This is a genomic window from Streptomyces sp. MAI_2237, assembly GCF_054189285.1.
This window is the reverse complement of sequence record NZ_JAJPGQ010000009.1, coordinates 254998-277750: the sequence shown is the minus strand read 5'-3', so window position 1 is coordinate 277750 and position 22753 is coordinate 254998. Positions and strand designations below refer to the sequence as shown.

The 22753-nt window shown below is 68.9% G+C and carries 18 protein-coding genes; 8 read left to right on the top strand and 10 right to left on the bottom strand.

What is annotated here, in order from left to right; genetic code table 11:
* Window positions 1-576 precede the first annotated feature (576 nt).
* On the top strand, window positions 577-1620 hold the full coding sequence (gene mgrA / locus LN251_RS36570; protein WP_458248465.1) for an L-glyceraldehyde 3-phosphate reductase: 1044 nt from the start codon (window positions 577-579) through the stop codon (window positions 1618-1620).
* A 236-nt stretch (window positions 1621-1856) separates the two neighbouring features.
* Here the strand turns inward: mgrA and LN251_RS36565 are convergent, their stop codons facing one another.
* The gene (locus LN251_RS36565; protein ID WP_458248464.1) at window positions 1857-2498 is read right to left on the bottom strand and encodes a hypothetical protein; all 642 of its coding nucleotides are present in this window, start codon (window positions 2496-2498) and stop codon (window positions 1857-1859) included.
* Window positions 2499-3069: 571 nt separating this feature from the next.
* Here LN251_RS36565 and LN251_RS36560 point away from each other — a divergent pair.
* The 5 genes from LN251_RS36560 to LN251_RS36540 all read left to right on the top strand — a co-directional run bounded on the left by LN251_RS36560 (window position 3070) and on the right by LN251_RS36540 (window position 7150).
* Complete coding sequence (locus tag LN251_RS36560) at window positions 3070-3813, top strand: HAD family phosphatase (RefSeq protein WP_458249497.1); 744 nt, start codon at window positions 3070-3072, stop codon at window positions 3811-3813.
* 441 nt (window positions 3814-4254) lie between these two features.
* Window positions 4255-4920 (top strand): ScbR family autoregulator-binding transcription factor, encoded by a 666-nt coding sequence (locus tag LN251_RS36555; RefSeq protein ID WP_458248463.1) that lies wholly within the window; start codon window positions 4255-4257, stop codon window positions 4918-4920.
* Between the two features lie 127 nt (window positions 4921-5047).
* Complete coding sequence (locus LN251_RS36550; protein WP_458248462.1) at window positions 5048-5398, top strand: hypothetical protein; 351 nt, start codon at window positions 5048-5050, stop codon at window positions 5396-5398.
* A gap of 236 nt (window positions 5399-5634) precedes the next feature.
* Window positions 5635-6102, top strand: a complete 468-nt coding sequence (locus tag LN251_RS36545; RefSeq protein ID WP_458248461.1) for a hypothetical protein — start codon at window positions 5635-5637, stop codon at window positions 6100-6102.
* A gap of 193 nt (window positions 6103-6295) precedes the next feature.
* On the top strand, window positions 6296-7150 hold the full coding sequence (locus tag LN251_RS36540) for a class I SAM-dependent methyltransferase (RefSeq protein WP_458248460.1): 855 nt from the start codon (window positions 6296-6298) through the stop codon (window positions 7148-7150).
* A gap of 147 nt (window positions 7151-7297) precedes the next feature.
* Here the strand turns inward: LN251_RS36540 and LN251_RS36535 are convergent, their stop codons facing one another.
* The 7 genes from LN251_RS36535 to LN251_RS36505 all read right to left on the bottom strand — a co-directional run bounded on the left by LN251_RS36535 (window position 7298) and on the right by LN251_RS36505 (window position 15000).
* Window positions 7298-7798 (bottom strand): hypothetical protein, encoded by a 501-nt coding sequence (locus LN251_RS36535; protein ID WP_458248459.1) that lies wholly within the window; start codon window positions 7796-7798, stop codon window positions 7298-7300.
* A 149-nt stretch (window positions 7799-7947) separates the two neighbouring features.
* The gene (melA, locus tag LN251_RS36530) at window positions 7948-9258 is read right to left on the bottom strand and encodes an alpha-galactosidase (RefSeq protein WP_458248458.1); all 1311 of its coding nucleotides are present in this window, start codon (window positions 9256-9258) and stop codon (window positions 7948-7950) included.
* Window positions 9255-10211, bottom strand: coding sequence for a carbohydrate kinase family protein (locus tag LN251_RS36525; protein ID WP_458248457.1), 957 nt, complete (start codon window positions 10209-10211; stop codon window positions 9255-9257). The genes melA and LN251_RS36525 overlap by 4 nt, the downstream gene beginning before the upstream one ends.
* Before the next feature lie 41 nt (window positions 10212-10252).
* Window positions 10253-11146: a carbohydrate ABC transporter permease gene (locus tag LN251_RS36520; protein WP_458248456.1), complete on the bottom strand. Its 894-nt coding sequence runs from the start codon at window positions 11144-11146 to the stop codon at window positions 10253-10255.
* Window positions 11143-12081 carry a carbohydrate ABC transporter permease gene (locus LN251_RS36515; protein ID WP_458248455.1) on the bottom strand — a complete coding sequence of 313 codons (939 nt, stop codon included), beginning with the start codon at window positions 12079-12081 and terminating at the stop codon, window positions 11143-11145. The genes LN251_RS36520 and LN251_RS36515 overlap by 4 nt, the downstream gene beginning before the upstream one ends.
* 11 nt (window positions 12082-12092) lie before the next feature.
* Window positions 12093-13421 carry an ABC transporter substrate-binding protein gene (locus LN251_RS36510; protein ID WP_458248454.1) on the bottom strand — a complete coding sequence of 443 codons (1329 nt, stop codon included), beginning with the start codon at window positions 13419-13421 and terminating at the stop codon, window positions 12093-12095.
* A 763-nt stretch (window positions 13422-14184) separates the two neighbouring features.
* Window positions 14185-15000, bottom strand: coding sequence for an endo alpha-1,4 polygalactosaminidase (locus tag LN251_RS36505; protein ID WP_458248453.1), 816 nt, complete (start codon window positions 14998-15000; stop codon window positions 14185-14187).
* Window positions 15001-15624: 624 nt separating this feature from the next.
* Between LN251_RS36505 and LN251_RS36500 the strand changes: the two genes are divergently transcribed.
* On the top strand, window positions 15625-16860 hold the full coding sequence (locus tag LN251_RS36500; RefSeq protein ID WP_458248452.1) for a Gfo/Idh/MocA family protein: 1236 nt from the start codon (window positions 15625-15627) through the stop codon (window positions 16858-16860).
* Window positions 16861-17025: 165 nt separating this feature from the next.
* Here LN251_RS36500 and LN251_RS36495 read toward each other — a convergent pair whose 3' ends face one another.
* Both LN251_RS36495 and LN251_RS36490 read right to left on the bottom strand, forming a co-directional pair.
* Window positions 17026-17646, bottom strand: coding sequence for a hypothetical protein (locus tag LN251_RS36495; RefSeq protein ID WP_458248451.1), 621 nt, complete (start codon window positions 17644-17646; stop codon window positions 17026-17028).
* A gap of 780 nt (window positions 17647-18426) precedes the next feature.
* Window positions 18427-21231, bottom strand: a complete 2805-nt coding sequence (locus LN251_RS36490; protein ID WP_458248450.1) for a SpoIIE family protein phosphatase — start codon at window positions 21229-21231, stop codon at window positions 18427-18429.
* Between the two features lie 337 nt (window positions 21232-21568).
* Here LN251_RS36490 and LN251_RS36485 point away from each other — a divergent pair, with 337 nt between their 5' ends.
* Window positions 21569-22612: a PP2C family protein-serine/threonine phosphatase gene (locus LN251_RS36485; protein WP_458248449.1), complete on the top strand. Its 1044-nt coding sequence runs from the start codon at window positions 21569-21571 to the stop codon at window positions 22610-22612.
* Window positions 22613-22753 lie beyond the last annotated feature (141 nt).

Below are 22753 nucleotides of genomic sequence, written 5' to 3'. Positions count from 1 at the left end.
TGGTGTTCCCCGTTCCCGGCGGGAAGCGGCCCCAGTCTGTGCTCTACGCCCCGGAGGGAGTGGCCGAGCCGAGGGAATGGGCGGTTCCCAAGGGATGGGACGGGGGGCGAGCGCGTCACCGATGCAGCTGCCGAACACGCGCCGGCAAGCAGACCCGGGGCCATGCCGAACCGTCCCGCGGCTTCGCGCCATGCTTGTGCGGACCGCTCCGTCCTCGACGAAGGCTTCCGGTGCACAGTCGTTCTTGCCGGTGGGCACCAAGCGTTTGCCGGGAGCCGGCCGTGGCCTCCGGGCGGTCCTCGTGTGACGTGTGCGTATGTGCCGGAGTGCGCTCGGGCTGTGAGGCGCGGCCCGGGCGGGGCCGGCTGCCATGGGCTCAGCGTGCGGTGCCGCAGGTGAGGGGGGTGTGGGGGTCGGTAGCGGAAGGGCTCGGCGAGCGGACTGGTCGTTGGAGTCCGCTGATGATTTCTGCGCGCGTTCCGCCGGGCCGAGCCGCCCGCATTGAGAAGCTGCGGCGCTGAATCCGATGATCCTCACTTGTTGGACTTCAGAATCGTCCGCGAGCATGGTTGACGCATGACCCACGTTGCACATCCTGACCGCTACGACGGCACCATGCGCTACCGGCGGACCGGCCGCTCCGGTCTCGACCTCCCCCTGCTCTCTCTCGGGTACTGGCACAACTTCGGGGACGACCGTCCCTTCGAGACCCAGCGCGAGATCGCGCTGCGCGCCTTCGACCTCGGGATCACGCACCACGATCTGGCGAACAACTACGGCCCGCCCTACGGCTCGGCGGAGATCAACTTCGGTCGGCTGATGAAGCAGGACCTGGCGCCGTACCGCGACGAAATGGTGATCTCCACCAAAGCCGGTTGGGACATGTGGCCCGGCCCGTACGGTCAGGGCGGCGGCTCACGCAAGTACATGCTCGCCTCGCTCGACCAGTCCCTCACCCGTATGGGCCTGGACTACGTCGACATCTTCTACTCCCACCGCCTCGACGCCGGCACGCCGCTGGAGGAGACGATGGGCGCGCTCGACACGGCGGTGCGCCAGGGCAAGGCGCTCTACGTCGGCATCTCTTCATACGACGCCGAGCGCACCCGTCAGGCGGCGGCCATCCTGCGTGACCTCGGCACGCCGCTGCTCATCCACCAGCCGTCGTACAGCATGCTCAACCGCTGGATCGAGACGGACGGGCTGCTGGACGTCGCACAGGAGGAGGGCTTCGGCATCATCGGTTTCACCGCCCTCGCGCAGGGGCTGCTGACGGGCCGCTACCTCGACGGCGTCCCGGAGGGCTCGCGGGCCGCGGCCGGCACGTCGTTCGACACGGCGTGGCTGACGGACGAGATGCGGGGCAGGCTGCGCGCGCTGAACGACATCGCCGCCCAGCGCGGGCAGACGCTGGCCCAGATGGCTCTGGCCTGGGCGTTGCGAGACGAGCGGGTCACCTCGTTGGTCATCGGCGCCTCCCGCACGGAGCAGCTGGAGCAGAACGTCGCCGCGCTGGAGAACCTGGAGTTCAGCGCCGAGGAACTGACCGAGATCGACAAGTACGCCACTGACGGCGGCGTCGACCTGTGGCGGGACGCCCGGCAGGGCAACCTCGGCTGACGCGTCTGCCGGACGCGGTGCCGGGCGCGTGGGTCGGCGCCCGGCACCGCGGCGCACCCAGTGGGGCCCTGACCTTGAGGGGTTGCTGAGGGCGTCGTTCCGTCGCGGATCGCATGGGCGATGGTGCCGAGCATCGGCTGCGGCACCAGGCCGGGACCGAGCCCGGTGGGTGGGAAGTTTGCTCGTCCACGGGCCTGTTGGGGCTCGTGCAGGGACCTTCGCGTGGCACGCCAGGACTATTCACGACAATGCCCTCGACGACCTGCCCGGATCGCAGCTTCGTCCGGATCCCTGCTGCCCGGTGGACGGGGCCGCTGTCTTTTGCGTCCTATCCGGTAGCCGACCGCAGTCGGGACCAGGAGCACGACACCCGTGAACGCCCCGCTGAACAGCCAGCTGACGGGAGTGCCTTGGGCTTTCTCCGCACCCCAGAACACCAGCGAGAGCAGACCCCATCCGACCACCCAGTAGAAACCGAGACGGCCGAGGGCTCGTCTGAGGTCGTCTGGACGAGGAGGGCGCGGGTGCAGCGGATTGGCGGTGGCGTACCCGACGTGCTCGTAGTGCAGCTGGGTCAGGCGCTCCAGTCGCAGCAGCAGGGTGAAGAACAGCATCAGGCCGATGCCCAAACCGACCGCCTGCAGGAAGCGGGTCGGATCGGTGAAGGCGCCGAAGGTCGAGCCGCCCAGGGCTGCGAGGGGTACTGCCAGGACGGTCGCGGAGCGCAGGGGGTGGCTGGCGACGCGGACGGCGATGGGCGCCGGAGGCCGGTATCGACCGCCCATGCCGAGGCGCCGATCCGCTTCGAGGCTCGCCGCCAGCAGCAGTGACTCGGCCTTGCGCAGCACTCGCAGCATCCGTTTCAAGAGGTCCCTCACACATCGCAATGTCCGCCACAGGATGGACCATCGGCAACGGCTCAAGGTTGCGTTCGCTGCGCTGGGCAGTCTGCAGCGGCCTTCGTGGCGGACCAACGAACGGGCCTTTCTCGCGCCCTCGTGGCGCTGTGAGGTTCGGCGCCCACACAAACGCCCTTGGATGTGTTGCAGCGGGTATCGGTGGCGCCCCACAGCCCATAAGATACGGACCTACCGGTTTTCTTCGCCCCTTCCTGCGGGGCGAAGGGTCGACCGGGCGGGCTGCTGACGAGGGAGGTGCGGTTTATCGCCCAGTCGCCGGGTCTCGGTGACGTGCGGGGGACCTGGGCGGGCTGTCAGGAGTAGGGCGCAGGGGTGCGTCGATGTTCCGACGGGGGCGTCTGAGGGGGCGCGGAGGAGCGGAAACCCGTTACGCGGTTTCTTTTCGAGTCGTGCGCGAGGCCGGGGCTGGCCGGTTGTCGTGTTGGGGTCTCAGCGCCCTCCTCTCATCTTGTTCTCACAGCCCCTGGCCAGTGTTTGTCGCAAGTGTCCTGTACATCTGTTTTGTTGTTGTTCTGGGGGAGAGCCCGTGGTGAACACGTCCTTGCGTGTCCTGCGTCTGGCGGCTGTCGATATTGACGGTGTCCTGCTCGATGACAGTTTCAGTCCGGTGATTCATCGTCTGGCGGTTCGGTTCGGGGTGGAGTACACGCCGGAGTTCGAACGAGCTGTCTTCTCCCGGCCGCGGATGGAGGCGGCCGAGTACTTCGTGCAGGCCGCAGGTGGCGCCGCGTCGGCGCGGGAGTTCATCGACGTCTACTTCGCCGAGCGTGAGCGGTATCTGCGCGCACATCCGGTGCGGGTGGCCGAGGGTGCGCTGGAACTCCTGCGGCGGCTACGCGCCCTGGGCCTGCGGATCGTGTGCTACGGAGGCCTGGACAAGGAGCACTTCGATTCCCACCTGGGTGCCTGGGCGTCGTATTTCGCCGGGCCCGGGTATGTGTGCACCAACGATTTCCGTCCGGGGATCGAGGAGATCACCAAGGACGTTTTCGGACTTCGCTACAGCCAGGTGGTCTTCATCGACGATGTGGCGAGTGTGGCGGAACGCGCCAGGGACCTGAACGTCCCGTTCATCGGCCATCCGGGCTCGTTCCGGCACGGTCATCAGCGCCGGCTCATGGAAGCGGTGGGGGTACGGCATCTGGTCGACTCGCTGTCCGCCATCGACGAGGAGCTGCTGGTTGCCGTCGACCGTGAGGCCTCCGAAGGTGGCAGTTGGCCGTGTCCGGACAGCGATCGGGCCGCCACAGTGTCCGAGCAGGGGGTGCGGTGAGAACCGGGGGCAGGGCGCTGTCAGGCAGCCGGCAGGGGTCTGCTGGGCACCGGTGCAGGCAGCGGCATGGGGCCGTGGGGGCCGGCGTCGTCGTCGACCAGAAGGCGCCCCAGCCCCGGTCACGCTGCTTTGGCCGGCGAGAGCTACGTTCAGTTCGACACCGTTGACGGGAATGCGCCGCAATTCGGGCATGGCAAGGCTCCAGGTGTGGTGAGGAGGCAGACCGGTGGACCGTGAGCGACTCGGCAAGCAGTAACCGCGCTGCTCATGCGCCAACTCCTGACCGTGGGCCGTCCACGCTCGCCGGAGCGGGCGGACGGCCTGGTGGCGTGCGGCTTCGCGCAGGAAAACCACACGAGGAGTTCAGGCGCCGAGGGTTGAGGTTTTGACGAGGGGTAAGATACGTAACGTTCGGTTTTTTTATTGCTCGGGGGAGGGACTGTGGCGCGTCAGGAGCGGGCGATACGGACCCGTCGTGCTGTTGTTCTCGCTGCGGCGGGGGTATTCGCCGAGCGGGGTTACACGGCTGCCACGATCGCGGAGATCCTGGAGCGGGCGGGAGTGACCAAGGGGGCGTTGTACTTTCACTTCGACTCCAAGGAGGCGCTGGCCCGTGGAGTGATCGAGGCGCAGATCAGCCGTGATCATGTGGTGCCGCGTGAGCTGAAGCTGCAGGAGTGGGTGGACGTCGGGATGACGCTGGCGCATCAGATCCCTGAGGATGTGGTGCTGCTGGCCGGCATTCGGCTCTCTGCGGATCTGCACGTTCAGCGTCGTATCGGCAGCGCTTGGCCGGCGTGGACGCAGTTGTCGACGGCCTACCTGAGCCAGGCCAAAGAGCAGGGCGAGGTTTTGCCTCACGTGGTGCCGGCAGAGACGTCCGAGTGCTTCCTGGCCGCTTGGCTGGGCACCCAGACCTATTCCGAGGTGACCTCGCGCTGGGCCGACCTGAGCGAGCGGGTGTCCGTGTTGTTCAACCACATGCTGCCGGCCATCGCCACGCCTGCGGCTTTGATCAGACTGGACACAGCGCCGGATCGCGGTGCCCGCGTGATGGCGGAGGCGCGGCGTCTGCGGCAGCGCGAGCCAGCCCCGGTGGACGCCTGACGTTCGTCGGCGGCAGCCGCAGGGAATCTCTGGCGGGCTCGAGGCTCCGGCAGGAAGCGCTGTACGGGGCGCCGTTGTGGAGGTTCGGGTTGGCGACACCACTGGTCGAAGCGGCTAGGTTGAGGGCGTGGACGAGGAAGCGATCACCATCCGGCTCTCGCGGGATCAAGCCTTTGTGCTCTCGGACTGGCTCTACCAAGTGATGTTCCGCTCCGATGACCTTGCGGGGATCGTGCACGACTCGGCCGTCTGGTCGCCGATCTATGCGATCTCAGGAGCGTTGGACACGACGCTGAGCGAGGTCTTTATGCCTGATTACCGCACGCGGCTGGAAGAGGCTACAGAGCGTCTTCGCGCCAGTCTCCACGGCGGAGCCGACGAGTCGACACCGCCGGCCGAGGACACGACCGCCGCACCACAGGTGCACCAGGCCGCGACTGGACCTGCGCAGAGTCGCGGCGAAAGCGGTCACAGGTGATGAGTCCTGGCGCCGGGCAATCGTCAGTCGGCCTGCGCGAGTTCCGCGGAGGTAGCGAGAAGCCGGTGGTTCGGTCTGGGTCAACCGCTCGCATTCACCGTCTCATCGGCGACACCGACCCCGGCATTCACCTGCCCCTCGACCAGCGACCTGCTTGGGAACCCGCAGTCCGAACGCGGGTTCACCAGCATCGCGTCGCCTGGATGAGGTTTCCGTCCGACGAAGCGAGCGAGCCCATGAGTGACGATGTCCTCTCTGTCATTCCGACCGACCCGCATTGGCAGCCGGAGCAGACCGCGGCTGAACGTACTGCGTCGATCGTGGAGGACCTGGCCCCTGGGCTTCCCGACGGCGTGGACCTCGAGATCGACGTCACCTGGCACGACACACTCACCGCTGTCGACTGTGGTGAGAACCTGCAGAAGATCGGTTCTCCGCACTGCTGCGCGTCGATCGACCTCGAGTGGTGGGCCGGTCTGCTCGAAGCCCACTGCGACGACGGCCTCGCAACCCTCGCTGTGGTGGTTCCCTGCTGTGGCACCGCGACGTCGCTGGATGTACTGGACTACGACTGGCCGTGTGGCTTTGCTCGGTTCGAGATCGCCATCTGGAATCCCGAGCGTGGCTGGTTCAGCGACGATGAACTGACTGTCATCGGGGACGCCCTGGGACATCCAGTACAACAGGTCAGGGCCCACATCTGACGTACGCGCCTGCGAGGATCCGAACCCCCGAACTCCAGGAGGCCGGTGTCGGCGTCACGCATCACCACCCAACAATGGTCGGGTGACCGGCGACCGGCGCTGATGCACCAGCTGCGCGACCGCCACGCGAGTCCGCGCGGGCACCTTGGTGTGCGCCAATTGCGTTGAGTCGGCACCCTGCGATCGTGTTGGCTTGCTGCACGGCACCGGACTGTCACTGGCGCCGGTGGCGCGTGGCTTGAGCAGGGAGTTGAACGTGACCGACAGTGTTGACGACCCCGTTGCCCACAATCGAGCAGCATGGGACAAGTACGTCGAAGAGGGCAACGAATGGTCGAGGCCAGTGAGCACAGAGGACATCGAGCGCGCCCGCGCGGGAGACTGGTCGGTTGTTCTCGTCGGGTATGAGCCAGTGGACCGCTCTTGGCTGCCGGCGGACCTGACCGGCAAGGACGTGTTGTGCCTGGCGTCCGGCGGTGGCCAGCAGGGTCCGATCCTGGCGGCCGCAGGGGCGCGGGTCACCGTGTTCGACAACTCACCCCGCCAGCTCGGCCAGGACGGGATGGTCGCGGCGCGCGACGGACTCGACCTGCGCACCGTCCTGGGCGACATGCGCGACCTCAGTGCCTTTGCGGACGGGGTGTTCGACGTCGTGTTCCATCCGGTCTCCAACCTGTTCGTACCGGACGTGGCAGCGGTGTGGCGTGAATGCTTCCGCGTCCTGCGGCCAGGCGGAACGCTGCTCGCGGGCTTCCTCAATCCCGATGTGTACTTGTTCGACCACGAGGCGCTCGACGAGCGCGGCGAGTTGGTCGTCGTGCACAAGTTGCCCTACAGCGACGTCACGCAGTACTCCGCCGAGGAACGCGCCCGAAAATTCGGCGCGGATGCCGCTCTGGAGTACAGCCACACCCTCACGGACCAGATCGGTGGGCAACTCGCCGCGGGGTTCGTCGTCACCGGCTTCGCGGAAGCGCCGCACCAGTCCAACGCCTCCGGTGCATACCTGTCGCACTACTTTGCGACCCTGGCGGTCAAGCCGGGCTGAACCACATCCTGGCTCCATCAAGAACTCCTGACGGAATGACGCTTTGAGGTCGGCTCCTCGTAGCGAAATCCCGTCGGGATGCATTCGGCGATGGACGTCGTTCTCGTCTGCTGCAATTCAGCAGGCGCTGTCTACCGATGCGAGACGTCATTCCTGTGCGAGCTGGAGGCGTCCGAGAGAGCGCTCATCGGCGAGCCACTCATCGGCCTCATGGTCGGCGATGAGGCCACGCAGTCCCGTCCGCAGCGTAGGTTCCAGGTGATCGCAGGCGGCTGCGAACGACCGCAGGTCGTCGGCGCTGGCCAGCAGGGTCAAAAGCTGGAGAACCTGGCCACTGTGGTCACGCGGGATGTTCAGGAGATCGGCGGCTGCCAGGACGGTGCCGCTGACAAGATCCTGGCTGGGGAAGCGCTCCAGGGCGCCGTAAACGGCTTGGTGGGCGCCGTAGCCCTCCTCCGCGCGGAGCGAAGCGATCAGGGCGCAGACGGTGTGGGGACCCTCGGTGCCGTCGACCATGTCCGCGAGCGCGATGTATCGGTCGTAACGGCGTCCTGCCTCGTCGTCGGAGACGGAGGTGTCGCCGTCCTGGACAAGGTCACTCGTGGCCAGCAGCTCTTGCCGCCATGCATCGAAGTCACCGAACTGCATGACTGCTCCCTCCCCATGGCTGCCCGCAGGACCACGGCGGGCTCGACCTCGGACTTTACGAGCGGTCGTTCGGCGGCCTGCCGACGGGTGCACCATGGAGAGCTGTTCCGGTCGGCGGGCCGGCGTGAGCGGCCCGCCGACTCGGGCGCTCACGAGCCCAGGCGGACGCGCAGCCCGGGTTGCAGGAGGTCGCCGTGGGCGGTGACCATGTCGTCGCACAGGCGCCAGATGTCCTCGACCGGCAGGGCCGCGGCGGTGGCGGGGTCGGTCATCGCCGCGTGCCTGATGTGGCGCGGTTCGTCCTCGATGGCCGCCCGCACCACCAGGTCGTTCGCGCTGAGGTAGGTGCGGTTGAGCGCTGCAAGCTGGGGCGGGAGGGAGCCGACCCGGGTCGGCTGGACGCCCAACGAGTCCACCAGGCACGGCACTTCGACGACACCGTGCGCGGGCAGGTTGTCGATCAGCGCCTGGTTGGGGACGTTGCCGTAGATGGTGCGCGGGGTACCGGTGACCATGCTGTGGATGACCTGGGGCGCGTACTCCATCGTCCCCTCGACGGCGACGGGTGTCCCGGAGGCCAGCGCTTCGCGGGTTCTTTCGTAGGTGGCGACGTTCTCGTCGACGATCTTGAGGTACTCGCCGATCGGCAGCCGCAGCCGTTCGACCTCGCTGCTGTGGTGCAGGTACCACGGAACGTACTCAGAGGAGTGCTCGCTGGTCTCGGTCGGGTAGTAGCCGAGCCGACGGTACATGTCGACCCGGACCCTTCGGCGCAACTGGCTGTCGGAGGCGATCAGTTCGTCCAGCTTCGGGTAGAGGCTCCTGCCCTGGTGCTCGAAGCGCAGGACCCACGCCTGGTGGTTGACGCCCGCGGCGTGGTAACTGATCTCCTCGTAGGGGACCTTGACCAGATCAGCGAGGTCGCGCATCGTCCAGTAGACCGAATGGCACAGTCCGACCACCCTCGTCAGGCCGGTGGCCTGCGTCAGGTACTGGACGTTCATGGCCATGGGGTTGGTGTAGTTCAGCAGCCAGGCCTGCGGGCAGACCTCGGCGATGTCCCGCCCCAGCTCGTTGAGGAACGGGAAGGTGCGCAGGGCGCGGAAGATGCCCCCGATGCCGAGGGTGTCGCCGATGGTCTGGCGTACGCCGTAGCCGGCCGGTACCTCGAAGTCGGTCAGGGTGGCCTCGCCCATACCGATCTGCACGATGTTGATGACGAAGTCGGCGTCCGCCAGGGCCTTGCGGCGGTCGGTGTCCGCGGTGACGGTGGGACCGGCGCCGAGGGTGTCCGCGATCCGGGCGGCGGCGGCGTGTGCGGTGGCCAGACGCTCGACGTCGATGTCGTGCAAGGCGATGTGCGCCGACTTCAGTTCGGGGAACGCGAGGAGGTCGGCGAGCAGTCCCTGGGTGAAGACGACGCTGCCCGCGCCGATGAACGCGATCTTGGGGGTGGTCATACCGGGGTTTCCTCGGTCTCGGAGAGGCGGGCGAGGACTTCGTCCCGCGTGGGCTGTGCGGTGGTGCCGCCGTGAGCACGGGTGGACAGGGCTCCGCAGACCGCGGCGAAGCGGAGGGCCTGCGGCAGAGGTGTCTCGTCGAGCAGGGCGGCGATGAAACCGGCGTCGAAGCTGTCCCCGGCGCCGACCGCGTCGACGGGCTGGACCCGGATGCCCTGGGTGATGAAGAGCCGTTCGCCGTCGTGGCACAGGGCGCCGTCGGCGCCGTTCTTGACGGCGGTGACCGGACCCCCGCGGGCGAGCCGTGCGGCAGCCGTGGCGACGTCGTCGGTGTCGAGGCGGGCCAGGCGCCGGGCCTCGGCGGCGTTCGGCAGCAGGAAGTCGGTGTGGGCCAGGACCGCGTCCAGGCCCGGGGCTTCCCATCGGCCTGACGGGTCGTCGTTGGTGTCCAGGGAGGTGCTGGCGCCGTGCCGGCGTGCGGTGCGCAGGAGTTCCGGGAGCGCGACGGCGAGCTGGGGCATCAGGAAGTAGGAAGCCGAGTGGACGTGCCGCGCGGCTCCCAGCAGCGTCGCGGGCACGTCGTCGGCCGTGGTCGCGCTCAGGGTGCCGGGGGCGGTGATGATGGCCCGGTCGTCTCCGCGGGTGAGCACGACCGTCATGGGGGTGGGCCGGCGGGGGTCGAGCCGCAGCGCCTCGGTGTCGACGCCGTGGGCGACGAGCCGGTCGCGCATGTAGCGGCCTGCGTCGTCGTCGCCCACCCGCCCGGCGAAGGCGACCCTGAGGCCGAGGCGTGCGGCCCCGCAGGCGACGATCGCGCCGGATCCCCCGACGGTGAGGGTGCCGGTCGGCACCAGCTGTTCGCGCTGGCCGAAGGCGAGCGGGCCGTCGAGCGGGCCGATGACGACGTCGGGGTTGGCGTCACCGATGACCAGCAGGTCGAACGAGTGCGGCATTGATGGGTTCCTGCCTGAGGGGTGTGTCGGGGCGAACGGGGTCAGCCCTTGAGACCGGTGGAGGTGATGGACTGGATGAACGCCTTCTGCGCGCCGAGGAAGGCGAGCAGGACCGGCACCACGGTGATGACGTTCCCGGCCATCACGGCGGCCCACTGGGTGTGGTGCTGTCCCTGGAAGGTCGTGAGGCCGAGCTGGAGCGTGTACCGGGTGTCGTGATTGATGGCGATCAGGGGCCAGGTCAGGTCGTTCCAGGTGCTGAGGAACGTCAGGACGGCCACCGTGCTCAGGGCCGGCCGGGACAGCGGCAGCACGATCCGCCACAGCACGTGAAGCCGTGAGCAGCCGTCGATCCAGGCGGCCTCCTCCAGCTCGCGGGGCAGCGAGAGGAAGAACTGCCGCAGGAGGAACACCGAGAAGGGCGTGACCAAGGACGGCACGATCAGCGCGCCGAGGGTGTCGATGAGGCCGAGCTGCCTCATCACCAGGAACGTGGGGATCATCGTCAGTTGGAACGGGATCGCCATCGTGGCCAGCATCAGGCCCAGCAGCAGCCGGGAGCCGGCGAACCGCATCCGGGCGAAGGCGTAGCCGCCGAGGGTGCCGAGCACGAGGTTCGCGGTGACCGTGACGAGGCTGACGAGGAACGAGTTGGCGAACCAGCGGGGGAACATCGCGTTGCCCACTACGTAGCGGTAGCCGCGCAGGTCCAGACGTGAAGGCCACAGCGCCGGCGGGAACCGGTTGATCTCTGCGTTGCTCATCACCGAGCTGAGCGCCAGCCAGATCAGGGGGACGGCGAAGAGCAGGGCCATCGGCGCGAGCAGCAAGTGCCAGGCGCTGAAGGGCAGTCGGGGGTGGCGTCGTCGCACGTCGCGGTGGGGTGCGGAGGAAGGCGCCTGCGTGGCATCGGGAAGGGCGGAGAGAGTGGTCATACGGAGGCCCCCTGGGCGCGGCGGCGGAGGAGCTGGAAGATCAGGCCGATCAGGCCCAGGGATGCGGCAAGGACGTAGGCCGAGGCGGCACCGTATCCGGCGGTGGCGTTCTGGAAGGCCTGCTGCCAGATGAAGTAGACGATCACCGTGGTGGAGCCGAGAGGGCCGCCCTTGGTCGTGACGTACACGAGGTCGAACGCCTGGAGGGACTCGATGGTCTGCCACAGCAGCAGGAACACCGTGACGGGCCGGAGAGCGGGGAGCGTGACATGGCGCAGGAGCTGGAGGCGGTCGGCGCCGTCCAGCCGGGCCGCCTCGATCAACGAGGCCGGCACGTCCTGGAGCGCCGCGAGGTAGATCACCAGGCAGAAGCCCGTACCGCTCCACAAGCTGATCGCGACGAGTACGGGAAGAGCCTGGGAGGGGTCGGTGAGGAAGCCCTGGGACGGGATGCCGAGGTGGTGCAGGACGGCGTTGGCGGCGCCGAACTCGGGGTCCAGGATGAACGAGAACAGCACGCCCTGCGCGGTCGCGGAGACGACGAACGGCACGAAGAACAGGGTGCGGTAGAGCCCGACGAAGCGGATGCGCCGGTTGAGGGCGAGGGCGAGGAGCAGGCCGACCACCATGCTGGCCGGCACGTACAGCGCCGTGTACAGCAGGGTGTTGCGCAGCGCCTGGCTGAAGTGCGGGTCCTGGGCGAGGGCGCGGTAGTTGTCGAGGCCCACCCAACGGCTGGGGGTGACGAGGTCGTCGGCCTGGAAGGACAGCAGCAGCGACCAGATGATGGGTACGACGCTCAGGCCGATGATGATCAGGACGGCGGGCGAGACGAACGTCCAGGCCATGGCGGCTTCACCGGCTCGTCTGCGGCGCAGGGCACGCCGGCTGGCCGGGGGCCCGGACATGGTGATCGGGGTGGGCAGTCGCGACATGACGAGGCTCCTCAACGCGGAATGAGCAGTGCGGCGTTGGCGTCGGCGGCGCAGCCGCGCAGTGCCTTGGCGGGGCTGCTCCGACCCAGCAGCACGGCGACGATGGCCTGTCCCAGAGCCTGCGAGATCTGCGGATAGGCGGCGTGGACGGGGCGTGCCCGGGCCGTGTCGAGGGCTTTGGTGAACACCGCCAGTCCCTCGGTGCCGCTTTCCTTGTGCTGCCAGGCAGGCAGAGCGCGGGTCCGGCGGCTGAGGGGCAGGCTCCCTGCGTCGATGTCCCACCGCACGTCCTGCGGGGGCTGCATGAGCCAGGTCACGAAGGTCTTGGCGGCTCGTTTGCGGGCGTCGCCGTTGTCGAACACGGTCCAGGTGTCGGGTCCACTGATGGTCACCGGCCGGCCGGAGAAGCTGGGCAGCGGCACGACGTGGTAGTCGATCTTCGCTTGGTGGATGTCGGGCAGCTGCCACGGTCCGGTGACGACCATGGCCATGCGGCCGGACTGGAAGACCTGGTACATCTGCTCGCTGCCCGGCTTCGGGTCGACGTAGACGCTCTTGTCGCGGACCAGCGCGGCCACCACCTCCAGGGCGCGGGTCCCGGCGTCGGCGAAGCCGATGTGCCGTCCGTCGGCGGCGACGACATCCCCGCCGAGATCCCAGATCATGGGCCAAAGCCGCCAGACGGTGTCCTCGTCGCCGACGCCCGGCCAGCCGGTGCCGAAGCGGCCGCCGCCGGTGTCGGTGAGCGCCTTGGCGGTGGCGACGAAGTCGTCCCACCGCCAGCCGGCTTCAGGCAGCGGCAGGCCGGCCTGCCGGAACAGCTCCTTGTTGCAGACCACGGCGAGCGAGTCCAGCAGCGCGGGCGCGGCGCGGACCTGGCCGTTGACGGTCACGGCCGCGCGTGCCGGTTCCCAGTAGGTCCCCCAGGGAGTGGGGGCGTGTCCGACCATGTCGGTGAGGTCCACGACCTGTGGGCTGCGGGCGACGCTGGCGAGGTCGGAACCGAAGATGTAGGCGACGTCCGGGTAGGAGCCGGCAGCCAGGGCGGCCGTCACCTTCTGGAGCATCGAGTCGGCGAGCACTCCGCCGCCCAGCTCGACCCGGATGCGGGGGTGGCTGCGCATGAAGGCGGCGGCCAGGGATTCCAGGGCCTTCTTCCCGGTGTCGGTCTGACCGTGCCACATCTCGATGGTCACGGTGCCGTCGGCGCTGACGCCGCTGTCGCCGCCCGCCGCGCAGCCGGCGGCCGACAGGCCCGCGGCCGCCGCCGTGGCCCAGGCCGCGCCGGCACGTAGCACGTCGCGGCGTGCGGGCGGCGCGCTGCGGGGGACCGCATGCATAGGTACCTCCGGTGTGGAGCTGTGGGACACGCGTTTTCGCGCAGGGTGTTCGTTCGGTGTGCGGCGTTTCGGCCGGGGCCGGTGGCTGCGGCTGGTGGGGCTGGGGGCGCGGCCGGTCTTCGTCAGCTGTGGCGTGGAGGCGGGTGGCGCTCAGCGCCGCGGGTGCTGCGAGTCGTACGGCGGTCGTGCCGCCGGCGACGGCACCGCGCGGCCCGGGTGGGGCGGGGCCGGTGGGGTGCGGGCCTCGCGGGACCGGGTGGGCCGATGCGCAACAGAAGTGCGTCCGGGCGCGGTCGTCGTGTCGCGGAGGCCGGGGGAGTCCTGCGAAGGAGGGTCATGTCTGGGCCCCAGAACCTGGTGGGCACGACCCCGCCTCGGACCCCTAAGGGGTCCTGGCGACTCAGTCCGGACTTCTGGCGCGTGGCCAGCTACCGGCTGGGCGTACCTCTGCCGCCGAGTGCTTCGACTGTGGCGTTGGCCAGGAGTTAAACGACGGTGCAGGGCGGCTGTCAAGAGGCAGTAGTGCTTGGATCTGCTTGAAACACCGATGAAGCGCGCATGATTGAGCATCGGTTGGGGGTGTGTGCGACGTCTGCCTGTGACGGCTCGGTGAGCCGTCACAGGCAGACGCGCGCTCAAGAGGGTCGGGCGATGTCAACTGCGGTTCGACCGCGCCCCCAAGGGGGCGCGGGGGAACTGCGCGACCAGCCGCGATGGCGCCGCAGACGACCCACGACATGACGCGGCGCTTGCAGCGGAGCGATCAGCAGGTCTTGCGGACGTACCCGCTCGTGCCGACCGGTGAGACGTCCACGTCGCGCTGGACGATGCTCAGCGTGCCGCCCCACCCCTTGCACGCCTTCGACCTGCCGGTGTCGGTGTACTCGATCACGATCACGTTGTTGCCGAAGGCGCTGGTGTAGTCGCCGCACTCGTCGTACTGGCCGCACTCCTCGGCCACCGCGAAGTCGAGGCCGTTGGCCTTGCGATTGCCGGCAAGCTCGGAGGTGTTCTTCTGGGCGATGGCCAGGCCGTTCGCGTGCGCGCGGGCGGAGAGCAGCTTGATGAATGCCTGTGCGTTGTTCGCCGTCAGGCGGTTGCCCGAGCGGGTGTAGCTGTCGTAGTTGTCGGGCTCGACGGCTTGGAAGCCCTTCGCCCGGCAGCCGTCGATCTGGGCTCCGATCGTGCCGGCGATCCGCTGCCGCTTGGCGTCCGTGCTGACGTCGAGGAGGGCCTCGCCCCAGTCCTTGTCGTAGACGACCTTGCCCGCGGAGTCGCGCAGCAGCAGGTCCGCGTCCCAGTCCTTCTCGGCGCCCGGCTGCGCCTGGAAGGCGTTGACGTAGCAGATGTTGTACAGGCCCGCCGCCGGGGAGGCGCTGTGGTCGCGAGTGACGACCTTGACGCCCTTCGGCGGGGTGTAGGCGCCGCCGATCTGGTAGTCGAAGGCGGCATGTGTGGGCGGCAGGGTCACGGTCGCGGCCTGCGTCGAGGGCGCTTGGACGAGCAGAGAGCCGGTCAGGGCCGCAGCGCCGAGGGCCATGCCGGTGAGTTTGCGGGAGGCGGTGTCGAGGTTGCTCATGCGGTGAGCTCCAGAGGAAGCGGGCACGTCCCCGCCTCGGACACGTGGGGCGTCCTGGCGACTCGGGCCGGGCTCGCGGCGCGGGGGCCTGCATACCGGCTGGGCGTGCCTCTGCACGCGGAGCGTGGCTCCGGCGTTAGCCCAGGAGTAAAGCGACCACCTGTGAGGATGTCAACGCGCTGCCCAAGCCCCGTCCACACGGGGCCAGTCGGGGGTTTCGCGCGAGTGTGCGACAGCCGGCGGACGGTCACTGTGTCGAGCAATTGCGGTGTACGCCGGGGCCGATCTCAGGTGGGGCGATCTCAACGCGAGCACTTGAGCGTCCCTGGCCCGGCCGCGTACCCGAACTCCGGTCGGCGCAACGGCGACGACGTCCGAGGGGAAGAATGCTCGAAGACGCTCGATATGGGCGTTGATAGAGCATGTTCAAGCATCTATGGTCTTGGGTGCCACCGTCGAGCGCAGGCGGGGTGGTCGGCTCCGAGTGCGTCGTGGTGCCTGTCCGCCGTGCCCCGTGCGGGCTTTGTCGTCACAGTGCTCCCGCTCGCCGGCGTGGGCTTCGACCGCCGCCTCCCTTGCCCAGACATCAGCGCCGTCTCCCCGTCTCCGATGAAGGGCTGTTCCATGACCAGTGATCCGATCGTGCCGGAGTTGCGGGTCGGTGTCGTCGGCACGGGCCAGCGAGCCGCGCTGGCCCTCCTGGCAGAGCGGCCCGGCTCGGCCCGCGTCGTGTCCTGCGCCGATACGTCCGAGCGTGGCCGCGCCGACGCCCGTACTCTCTTCGGGGCTGGTGTCCAAGTCCACGAGCGCTACGAGGAGATGCTCGCGGACGGTCTGGACGCCGTTTTCGTCCTCACCCCGGACGATGTCCACACGGCTCCGGTTCTGCACTTCCTCGAAGCGGGTGTCGCCGTGTTCGTCGAGAAGCCTCTGGCCGTCGACCTCCACGACTGCGATCGGATCCTGGCCGCCGCGGCCCGCACCGGCACCCGGCTGTACGTCGGGCACAACCTCCGCCATCTGCCGGTCCTGCGCACCATGCGCGGGCTCGTCGACGACGGCGCGATCGGAACCGTGCGGGCCGTGTGGTGCAGACATTTCGTCGGCCACGGCGGCGACTACTACTTCAAGGACTGGCACGCCGAACGGGCCCGGACCACCGGCCTGTTGCTCCAGAAAGGCGCGCACGACCTGGACGCGATCCATTGGCTGGCGGGCGGCTACGCCCGCACGGTGACCGCACTGGGCGACCTGTCCGTCTACGGTGCCAGTCCGCACCGCCGTACTCGACCACAGGGTTCGGCGCGGGTACAGGACTGGTTCGACGAGGGCGTCTGGCCGCCGTCCGCGCTGCGCGATCTCAACCCCGTCATCGACGTGGAGGACATCAGCATGGTGCTGACCCGCCTCGACAACGGGGTGCTCACGAGCTACCAGCAATGTCACTTCACCCCCGACTACTGGCGCAACTACACCGTCATCGGCGACGAGGGCCGGATCGAGAACCTCGGGGACGGTGTCGAGGGCGACGCCCCGGTGATCAAGGTGTGGAACCGAAGGCGCTCCGGCTACCGCCCCGAGGCAGATCTGACCCTGACTCCCACCGAAACGGCCGGCGGCCCGCACGGAGGCGCGGATGAGTCCCTCGTAGACGAGTTCCTGCATTTCGTCGCGTACGGCGGTGCGACCGAGACATCGCCGGTCGCCGCCCGCGAAGCCGTCGCGACCGGCATCGCGGCTACTACGTCGCTGCGTTCGGGCGGCACTCCGGTGGAGGTCCCCGCCCTCGACCCGCACCTCGCCGACTACTTCGCCCGTCATCAGCCCGGCTCCCGGGCCCCGACTTTCCGGAGCGACTGAGCGCCTCTGCGTTCACAGGTGCTGGATCTCGTTGCCGGTGGATGGGATCGACTCACCCTGCTCGGGGCGTGGCGCCTCCTGCAGGCGCGCTCAGCGCGTGCGGTCGGAGCGCAAAGGCCCGGCCGTCATGGGGCACGGCCGGGCCTGGTTCAGGTGGCCGGGTGGTTACTCCCAGCCGCCGAGCAGTCCGGAACTCAGCTGCGCATCGCAGATGTTGTAGCCGCCTGACGCGTGGCCCTTCTTCGTCTTGCCGTCCACCGTGACGGAGCAGTTGATGTCTCCGGAGCCCTGGAGCTGTGCCATCACGTTGTAGTACATGGCGTCCTTGTTCAGGGGAAGCGTGGCTTCGAACTTTCCGTTCTTGAAGGTGCCCTTGCGGGTGTCGGAGTCCGAGCCGTACGTGATGTCGAGCGAGCCGAGGGCGCCGGCGGGGGCGGTTCCCCACACCTTGAAGACGACGGTCTTCTTCTGCGCCTTCTTCGTCTTGGTGGGGCTGGCCTTCGGCTCGCTGCCCTTCGGCTTTCCGGTGCCGGCGGACTTGCCGCTCGTGGAGGGGGCTGCGGCCTTGACGTCATTGGAGCTGCTGGACTTCTTGGAGTCCGATCCGCCGCTGATGAGGGCGCCGATGATGCCGATGACCACGATGAGTCCGACGATGCCGAGGCAGCCCAGGCCGATGATCTTTCCGGGGCCGGTCTTTTTCGGGGGCTGCGGCGGGAAGGGGGGCTGCCCGTAGGGCTGCTGGCCCCAGCCGGGCTGGGGCTGCTGCGGATATTGGTTGCTCATGGTTCCCCCTGAGAGGCGCTTGATGTCGTGCGTGTGTGTGACTGGTGAAGAAGATGTGTGGTTGCCTCGCATTTCTCATCTTGATCTGATCGTGACAAAACGGCATGGCGAGCATCTTCAGCGCCAGACGCGCGCTCTCGGCCTTGATCGGCACCAGCGGGCCGCTGGGCCCGCCGATGCCTGCCCAGGGTTGCCGCAGTGAGTTCCGCGAGCGCGGGTGGCGGCGCTGGTCTCGCGTCACTGGCCCCGTCGCCGGGCCGTGTCGGTGAGGGCGGCTCGGTGCCGCACGGGTCGTGTGTGCCGCTGATCCTCCCCGCGAACGCTCACGGCCGAATCCAAGGACTCCTGCTGAACACCGCGCTCCAGCGGCAGCGGGCCGCGAAGCCATGCAGGTGGCCGAACGAGTGAGCTTCGTGGTGACCCGACGGTGCCTGACGCGGCATCAGACCGACCGCGCGGTGGAGGCCTATGGGCCCGATCACTCGGCGATGAACGTGCACGCCACCGTCTCAGGGGACATGGGCCGCGTCTCTTACCAGGTGAAGGGGCTGCCGAAATTCGATCAGGAACGGCAGCCTTGGACGCTTGAGGGCGGCGACTGGAAAATACGACGCCTGCTGATCCTCGACGGACGCACGGCTCCCGTCGACCGATATCGGCGGGGGCTGCGTCAAGCCCCGCGAGTTGCCGGCCCAAGATCCTTCCGCGCCCGAAGGTTCTTCCGGTGCGACCTCAATCGGGACTCGAATCGTCCGTGCCACCGGCACCGGCACCTGTTCCTCACATCAAGGGATCCCCGAACTGTTCGAGGAGAACGTCGACCGGTGCGTCGTCCGCGGGGCCGGGCGCGCCGTCGTGCAGCATCTGCTCCGCCCAGATGACCTTGCCGTGGGACGTGTACCGCGTCCCCCACCGCTGTGCGAACTGCGCCACGAGGAACAGCCCTCGCCCGCCCTCGTCCGTGGTCGCCGCCCGCCGTAGCCGTGGCGAGGTGCTGGAGCCGTCCGACACCTCGCAGATCAGACTGCGTCCGTGCAGCAGGCGTACCTTCACAGGGGGCGATCCGTAACGAATCGCGTTGGTGACCAGCTCGCTCAGGATCAGTTCCGTGGTGTACGCGGTCTCCTCCAGCCCCCACCCGCTCAGAACCGTCCTGCACTCGGCCCGCACCGAGGGCACCACAGCCGCGTCCGGGGGCACATCCCACTCGGCCACCGACGAGGACGGGATCCGCCGGGTCCGCGCCGCCAGCAGTGCGATGTCGTCCGAGAGACGGGCCGGCTTCAACGCCTCGAGCACCGCCCGGCAGGTCTCCTCCGGCGTACGCTCCCCAGCCCCGTCTGCGCCCAGCGCCCGGCGCAGCCCTTCGAGACCGACGTCGATGTCACGGGTGGCGTTCTTGACCAGACCGTCGGTGTAAAGGATCAGCTGGGAGCCCTCCGCCAGGTGCACGTCGGCGGTTTCGAAGGGGTAGCCCCCGAGGCCGAACGGGGGCGAGGCCGGCACGTCGGGGCAGACGATGGTCCCGTCCGGATTCACCACCACGGGGCCGGGATGCCCCGCACGGGCCATCGTGCAGATCCCTGCCACCGGGTCGTAGATCGCATACAGGCAGGTCGCTCCGGTCAACCCTGCCCCCTCCTGGTCGTCGGCGGCAGCGCCGGAGTCGTCCTCGTCGTCCAGGCGGACGACCAGATCGTCCAGCTTTCCGAGGACTTCGTCGACGGGGAGGTCCAGCGTGGCGAAGTTGTGCACAGCGATGCGCAGCCGCCCCATCGTCGCCGAGGCGTGCAGCCCGTGGCCGACCACATCGCCTATCACGAGCGCCACACGTCCGCCGGGCAGCGGAATGACGTCGAACCAGTCCCCGCCCACTCCCGCCTCCGAGGGCAGGTAGCGCCAGGCCACTTCCAGGGCGTCCTGCTCCGGCTGTCCTTGCGGCAGCAGACTGCGTTGCAGTGTCACCGTCATCGCGTGCTCGCGGGTGAACCTGCGGGCGTTGTCGATGGCCACCGCCGCCCGCGCGGCCAGCTCTTCCGCGAAGGCCACGTCCTCCGGCTCGAACGCGGGCGAGCCCTGCGTTCGGTAGAAGTGCGCGAGGCCCAGGGGGACCCCCCGCGCCCGCAGCGGCATGGTCACCAGGGAGTGCAACCCGAGCTCCAGCGCCTTTCGAGCGCGTTCCGGATCCTGTTCCTGCCAGGCGGCGGCCTGCCGCAGGTCCGCCTCCAGGACACCCCGGCCCTGTTCTAGCGCCAGCATCTGCGGAGTGTCGGGCGAGAATGTGATCACCTCACCCAGCCGGTACACCGGCAGCATCCGCTGATCGCCGCTGATCGCGCACCGCAGCAGGTGGCGCCAGCCCTCCGTCGTCGGTTCAGAGCCGCGCACCACCGAGTCGAGCAGATCCACCGCGACGACGTCGGCGAACCGGGGCACCGCGACGTCGGCCAGCTCCTGGGCCGTGCGCTCCACATCCAGCGTCGTCCCGATCCGCATCCCCGCCTCGTACAGCAGCTTCAGCTGCCCCAGCGCCCCTTCGGCCCGCCCCGACACCACCGCCAGCTCCGTGGTGTCCCGCAACGTCACCACGCTGCCCGCATGGTCGGCCTCCGGGAACGTCGGCCGCTTGTTCACCGCCAGCAATCGGTCGTTGGCGAGGTACACCTCGTCGGTGACCTCCTCCGGGGAAGCGAGCACGCGCGCCATCTGATCGGGAAGCCCCAGCTCCCGCACGTGCCGCCCCTGTGCGTCCGCCGGCAGACCCAGCAGCCGCGTCGCCTCGTCGTTGGCCAGCAGCAGCCGTCGGTCCTCGCCGGTGATCAGCACCCCCTCCCGCACCGCGTGCAACACGGCCTGGTGGTGCTCGTACAGCCGCGCCAGCTCCGTCGGGGCGAGCCCATGGGTCTGCCGCAGCAGTCGCCGGGACACCGCGGTCGTCCCCGCCGCGGCCAGCACCAGCATGATCGCGCCGATGCCCAGGACGATCGGCAGCTGCGGCATCCACAGTTGGGACACGTTCTTGACGGTCTTCCCCGCGGAGACCAGGCCGACGACCGTGCCGCGCGCGTCGGTCACCGGGACGATCGCTTGGACGTCCGTCCCCTTGCCGGCCGGCAGAGGGGGACCGCCCGCCTGCTCGATGACGGTACGGCCTTCGAGTGCCGGCTGGATATTGCCGACGAATTTCTTCCCGATCTCCGCAGGGTAGGGATAGGTGTACCGGATTCCGTTCGTGTTCATGACGATGATGAAGTCCATGCCCGCCCGCTTGCGGGCCTCCTCGGCTCGCGGTTGCAGCACGGCGGTCGGGTCCGGGCTGCGCAGCGCCAGGCTCACGCCGGGGGCGCTGGCGAACGACTGGGCGGCCACCACCGACTCCCGACGTCCCTGCCGCACTGCGTCGCGTGCCGCCTGCAGCATGATGCTCGCCACTGCGACCACCACCAGCAGCACCACGATCGTGCTCTGGAGGAGGAACACCTGCCCCGCCGCGGTGCGCGGACTCAGTCCGGACAGCCGCCCAGTACGTCGGTCACCGGTGGGCGGAGGACGTGAGGTCCGCGATCGGCTGAGATGTCCCTGCATACACCCTTGATAACACCGCTGCGCAGACTGGGGATGCCTTACGGCGCCCGTCGGGAGAAGCGAACCCGCGGTGGGAGGGGGGAACCGGGGGACAGCCCTGCGGACCGGCGGTGAGGGGGCCGGGGGCCGCGAACCGGGCCCGGCGTGCGCCTTTCGGCGGCCGGACGGCGACGCATCCTGCCGCACGCGCCCTGATCGTCGGCCATGAGCCGCGTCTTCCATTCAAGGTCGATGCGTGTTTCTTGTCGTTATGATGCCTTTTGTGATCGGGTCTGGGCGGCCGTGGCGTCGGCATCCTCTCCGCGGCGGCCGGTGGGAAGCGGCCACGCTGTCACCGGTGATCCTCACCGCCGTGATCGCCGTTCTGGCGTTCTCCACCCCACGGGAAATCGCCTTCAGCCGTCTCCTTCCCACCGCTCCCGCCCTCGCCGCCGCCATGTGGCCCGTGCTTCCCACGCTCCTGCTCGGACTGTTCTGCCTCCTGGTCATGATCGGCCTCAGCTTCGTCTACACCGACCTGGGAACGCCCTACACGGCGGCAGCCATCGTCGCGGTCACCCTGGCGGCCGCCTACGCCAGCCACGTCCGGCTGCAACGCGAGGAGACGCTGTTCCATGTCCGGCTTGTCGCCGAGGCCGCCCAGGAGGTGCTGCTGCGTCCCCTGCCGCGCCGCATGAACAACATAGAGATCGAGGCCCTGTACCTGGCGGCCCAGGAGGAGGCCCGGATCGGCGGCGACTTCTACGAGGCGGCCGACACGCCGTATGGGATCCGGCTGCTCATCGGCGACGTGCGCGGCAAGGGCCTGTCCGCGGTCGGAGCGGCCTCCGCGCTGATCAGCTGCTTCAGGGAGGCCGCATACGACGAGCCCGACCTCAGCGGCATCATTCACCGCCTGGAGGTCACCATCGCTCGTCACAGCGCCGCGTTCCCCCTCCTGGACCGGCCGGAGCACTTCGCCACCGCCCTCATCACCGAGATCCCGCAGGACGGTGGCCAGGTCAGACTCCTCAGCTGCGGGCATCCGCCTCCTCTGCTCGTCCACCAGGGCAAGACCCGGCTGCTGGAGGCCACCACTCCCTCGCCGCCGCTCAACCTGACGACGCTCGTCGGCGAGCACCACCGCGTGGACACCTTCGACTTCACCCCCGGCGACCAGATGCTCCTCTACACCGACGGGGTGACGGAGGCCCGCGATCACACCGGCACGTTCTTCCCTCTGCCGGACTGGACGCAGCAGCAGGGCCAGATGCCGCCCCGCGAGCTGCTCGACCGGCTCCACGCGGCCCTGGTCCACTACAGCGGCGGAAAGCTCGACGACGACGTCGCCGCGCTTGTCGTACGCTGCCCGGACGCCGTGGCCGGGGAGTACCGCCTGTAGGTGCGACCGGGGTCGCGAACCGGCCTGCGAGGGCGACCGGTGGCGCGGTGCTGCGCGGGACGACGGCTGCCGGGTTACATGAGGCGGAGTCCCGGCGGCGGGGTGATCGACGGCAACCCCCTGGCCGCAGGGCCGGCAGAA